At 71.5% G+C, this 4874-nt stretch carries 3 protein-coding genes; 1 reads left to right on the top strand and 2 read right to left on the bottom strand.

Going from position 1 to position 4874, the window contains the following annotated elements; all coding sequences use genetic code 11:
* Both ACPCK6_RS29235 and ACPCK6_RS29240 read right to left on the bottom strand, forming a co-directional pair.
* On the bottom strand, nucleotides 1–666 hold a 666-nt coding region (locus ACPCK6_RS29235), incomplete at its 3' end, for a GNAT family N-acetyltransferase (protein ID WP_423482817.1).
* Entirely contained in the window at nucleotides 663–1820 is a 1158-nt protein-coding gene (locus ACPCK6_RS29240; protein ID WP_423482818.1) for a GNAT family N-acetyltransferase, read from the bottom strand. The genes ACPCK6_RS29240 and ACPCK6_RS29235, both read right to left, overlap by 4 nt.
* 169 nt (nucleotides 1821–1989) lie before the next feature.
* Between ACPCK6_RS29240 and secA the strand changes: the two genes are divergently transcribed.
* A partial coding sequence (gene secA / locus ACPCK6_RS29245) for a preprotein translocase subunit SecA (RefSeq protein ID WP_423482819.1) occupies nucleotides 1990–4874 on the top strand: 2885 nt, incomplete at its 3' end.

Consider the following 4874-nt stretch of genomic DNA (forward strand, 5'->3'; position numbering starts at 1 on the left):
CACCTCGGGCAGCGAGTGCAGCCGGTACAGCGCGTCCGTGTCCGCCGGCTCCACCGGGCGCAGCGTCACCACGCCGTCGGTGAGCCGGCCGTCCGGCAGGTCCGGCAGCAGGCGGGCGACCGGCCCGGGCGGGTCGTCGGCCAGCCGCACCCAGGCGATCAGATCCCGGCGTACGCCGTCGCCGTCCACGCCCGCCGCCCGGCGTACGCCCTCGTGCCGGTAACCACTGGCCAGGGCGATGCGCTGGCTCGCCACGTTGTCCGTCCGGGTGAGCAGCTCCAGCCGGGCCGCGCCGGCGGTGAACGCCCGCTCGGTCAGCAGCCGGGTGGCGGCGGTGGCCACGCCCCGCCCGCGCGCCGCCGCTCCCACCCAGTAACCGATCTCGTACGTCGCCCGCTCCGCGCTGAGCCGGGTCAGCCCGATGCTGCCGAGCAGCCGGTCGGTGGCCGGGTCGGCGATCGTGTACGCGGCCCCGCCGGCCGCCCACGCCGCGGGCGCGCCCTCGTCGATCCACCAGCGGGCGGCGTCTTCGTCGTAGGGGTCGGGCAGCAGGGGCATGAACCGGCGGATCTCCGGGTCGGTGCACCCGGCCACCATGTCCGGTACGTCCGCGAGGTGGCACGGCCGCAGCCGTACGCCGTACCCCTCGATCGTCTCCGGGGTCACGCCAGGTCGCCCGGCAGCAGGCCGCCGATCCAGACGTCCTGCCGCTCGCCGCGGTGCTGGACGCCGCCGCGCAGCGTGCCCTCGACGCTGAAGCCGGCCTTCTCGGCGGCCCGCCGCGAGGCGGTGTTGCCCACGTTCGCCCGCCACTCGATCCGGGCCAGGCCGAGCGTGGTGAAGCCCCAGGCGCACACCGCGGCGAGCGCGGCCGGCAGGTAGCCCCGCCCGCGCGCGTGCGGCGCGGTCATGTAGCCCACGTCGGCCACCAGCGGGTCGTTCGGCAGCAGGCGCAGGTCGATCGAGGCGAGGTACTCGTCGTCCGGGTCGGCCACGGCGAACGTCACCGCGGTGCCCCGCGCCCAGGCCGGGCGCACCAGGTCGCGCAGGAAGCCCTCGGCGTGCTCCGGCCGGTACGGGTGCGGCACCGTGGTCCAGCGGATCGTCTGCTCGTCCTGGCAGGTGCGGGTCACCGCGGCCAGGTCGCGTTCCTCCAGCGCGCGCAGCCGCAGTTCGGTGTCGCCGGCGGTGGCGAACAGGACCGGCTGCGGCCGGCCGAAGACCGCCGCGCGGCGGGCCTGGAGTGTGTCCGGGCCGTAGGGGACCGGGTCGCCGGCGGCGGCGACCTCGCCGGGGAGGAGCGAGCCGATCCAGCCCTCGGTCCGGCCGCCGGGGCTGGGGTCGGCCAGTCGCAGCTCACCCTCGATCCGGAAGCCGGCGCGCAGCGCGACCAGCCGGGAGGCGTGGTTGCCGATCTCGGCCTGCCAGGTGAGCCGGCGCAGCTTGAGCACGTCGAACGCCCAGCGGGCGAGCGCGCGGATGGCGCGGACCGCGACGCCCCGGCCCCGGGCCCACGGCGCGGTCCAGTAGCCCACCTCGGCCGAGTCCCGCGCGCGGTCGACGGAGACCAGGCCGAACGAGGCGAGCAGCTCACCGGTGCCGGCGTCGCAGACCGCGAAGAGCGCAGCGGTCCCCTCGGCCCAGGCGGTGGCGCTGATCGTGGTGACGTACTCCGTCGCGTGCTCCGGCAGGTACGGGCGCGGTACGGTGGTCCAGCGCTGGATGTCCGGATCCTGGCAGGCACGGTGCACCGCGTCGGCGTCCTCCGCGCGCCACGGGCGCAGCAGCAGGCCGTCCTCGATGATCTCCACAGGCTCCATTCGAGCCATCGTGCCGGATCGTTCGCGCACGGCGTAACCCGATTAGCGGCCGGTGGCGCACGGTCGCGGCGTTATGTCGGGTTCCGGAGCCCGGACCGCCGCCACCAGTGACCATCGTCGCCTCGGAGCGCCTACGATGGTTCGAGACCGTCTAGGGGAGCGTTGATCCGTGTCGATTCTGGAAAAGTTCCTTCGCGCCGGCGAGGGCCGCATGGTGCGTCGGCTGAAGGCCATCGCTGCCGCCGTCAACTCGATCGAGGACGACTACGTCAACCTCAGCGACGACGAGCTGAGCGGCATGACCGAGCAGTTCAAGGAGCGGCTCGAGGATGGCGAGACCCTCGACGACCTGCTGCCCGAGGCGTTCGCGGTGTGCCGCGAGGCCGCCTCGCGGGTGCTCGGCCAGCGCCCCTACGACGTCCAGGTGATGGGTGGCGCGGCGTTGCACTTCGGCAACATCGCCGAGATGAAGACCGGTGAGGGCAAGACGCTCACCTCGGTCATGCCGGTCTACCTGAACGCGCTCGCCGGCAAGGGCGTGCACGTGATCACGGTGAACGACTACCTGGCCGAGCGTGACGCCGCCTGGATGGGCCGCGTCCACGAGTTCCTCGGCCTGCGCGTCGGCGTGGTGCTGCCGAACCGGCCCGCCACCGAGCACCGGGCGGCCTACGAGTGCGACGTCACGTACGGCACCAACAACGAGTTCGGCTTCGACTACCTGCGCGACAACATGGCCTGGTCGAAGGACGAGCTGGTCCAGCGCGGCCACTTCTTCGCCGTGGTCGACGAGGTCGACTCGATCCTGATCGACGAGGCGCGTACCCCGCTGATCATCTCCGGTCCGGCCGAGCACTCCGCCCGGTGGTACCAGGAGTTCGCCACGGTGGTGGCCCGGCTCCAGCCCGGCACCGACGGCGAGGGTGACTACGAGGTCGACTACGCCAAGCGCACCATCGCCATCACCGAGCGCGGCGTGGCCAAGGTGGAGGACCGCCTGGGCATCGACAACCTCTACGAGTCGGTGAACACCCCGCTGGTCGGCTACCTGAACAACGCGATCAAGGCCAAGGAGCTCTACAAGCGCGACAAGGACTACATCGTCAACGACGGTGAGGTCCTGATCGTCGACGAGTTCACCGGCCGCATCCTGCACGGCCGTCGCTACAACGAGGGCATGCACCAGGCGATCGAGGCCAAGGAGGGGGTGGAGATCAAGCAGGAGAACCAGACCCTGGCCACCATCACCCTCCAGAACTACTTCCGCCTCTACGAGAAGCTCTCCGGCATGACCGGTACCGCCCAGACCGAGGCGGGCGAGTTCAACAAGGTCTACAAGGTCGGCGTCGTGACCATCCCGACGCACCGGCCGATGGTCCGGCTCGACCGGCCCGACGTCATCTACAAGACCGAGAAGGCCAAGTTCAACGCCGTCGTCGAGGACATCGCCGAGCGGCACGAGCAGGGCCAGCCGGTGCTGGTCGGCACCGTCTCGGTGGAGAACTCCGAGATCCTGTCGCACATGCTGCGCCGCCGCGGCATCCCGCACTCGGTGCTGAACGCGAAGTTCCACGCCAAGGAGGCGGAGATCGTCGCGCAGGCCGGGCGCAAGGGCGCGGTCACCGTCGCGACGAACATGGCCGGCCGCGGTACGGACATCCTGCTCGGCGGCAACCCCGAGTTCCTCGCCGCGAACGAGCTGCGCCAGCGCGGGCTCGACCCGGTCGAGCAGCCGGAGGAGTACGCCAAGGCGATGGAGGAGATCCTCCCGACCTGGAAGCAGGCGTGCGACGTCGAGGCGGAGGAGGTGGCCGCCGCCGGTGGGCTCTACGTGCTGGGCACCGAGCGGCACGAGTCCCGCCGGATCGACAACCAGCTCCGCGGTCGCGCCGGCCGGCAGGGTGACCCGGGCGAGTCCCGCTTCTACCTGTCGCTCCAGGACGAGCTGATGAAGCGCTTCCGGGCCGGCGCGGTCGAGGCGGTGATGGACCGCTTCAACATCCCGGAGGACGTGCCCATCGAGTCGAAGATGGTCACCCGCCAGATCAGGAGCGCCCAGGCCCAGATCGAGGGCCAGAACGCCGAGATCCGCAAGAACGTCCTCAAGTACGACGAGGTGCTGAACAAGCAGCGCCAGGTGATCTACGCCGAGCGCCTCCGGGTGCTCAACGGCGAGGATCTGTCCGACCAGGTCCGCAACATGATCGACGACGTGGTGACCGCGTACGTGGTCGGCGCGACGAGCGACGGCTACGCCGAGGACTGGGATCTCGACCAGCTCTGGTCGAGCCTGAAGCAGCTCTACCCGGTGGGGATCACGATCGAGGAGCTGGAGGAGGAGGTCGGTTCCCGCTCCGGCATCGACCAGGACTTCCTGCTCGCTCGCCTGAAGGAGGACGCGCACGCCGCGTACGACAGGCGCGAGGAGAACCTCGGCGAGGAGGCGGTCCGCCAGCTCGAGCGCATGGTCCTGCTCCAGGTGATCGACCGTAAGTGGCGCGAGCACCTGTACGAGATGGATTACCTCCAGGAGGGCATCAGCCTGCGGGCGTACGCCCAGCGCGACCCGGTCATCGAGTACCAGCGCGAGGGCTTCGACATGTTCGCCTCCATGATGGACGGCATCAAGGAGGAGACTGTCGGCTTCCTCTACAACCTGGACGTCCAGGTCGAGGAGGCGGAGCCGGAGGCCGAGGAGGTGCAGCTGCTGGACAAGCCGGTGGAGATCCGGGCCAAGGGTCTCAACCGCGCGCCGCAGCAGCAGGGCCTGCAATACTCGGCGCCCGCCGTGGACGGTGAGGCCGGCCGGGGCGCTCCGGTGATCGAACGGCCCGAGCAGCAGGCGCCGGCGCTCGGCATCGGCCAGCAGTCCTCGGAGCGCCCAGCTGCCACCACGCCGCGCCGTGCTCCGGCCGGTGCGAGCGGCCAGGCTGTGGCCGCCAGCACCGCCCGGCGGGCCGCTCCCGGTCAGGTCGACGGCGGCGAGGGCCCGTCCCGGAACGCGCCCTGCCCGTGTGGCTCCGGCCGCAAGTACAAGCGCTGCCACGGCTCGCC

The organism is Micromonospora sp. AB353 (assembly GCF_049538395.1).
Taxonomy (GTDB): domain Bacteria; phylum Actinomycetota; class Actinomycetes; order Mycobacteriales; family Micromonosporaceae; genus Micromonospora; species Micromonospora aurantiaca.

Bases quoted from the DNA above. Each gene is read 5' to 3' on its own strand.
- ACPCK6_RS29240 (WP_423482818.1), bottom strand. From the start codon at position 1,820: ATGGAGCCTGTGGAGATCATCGAGGACGGCCTGCTGCTGCGCCCGTGG.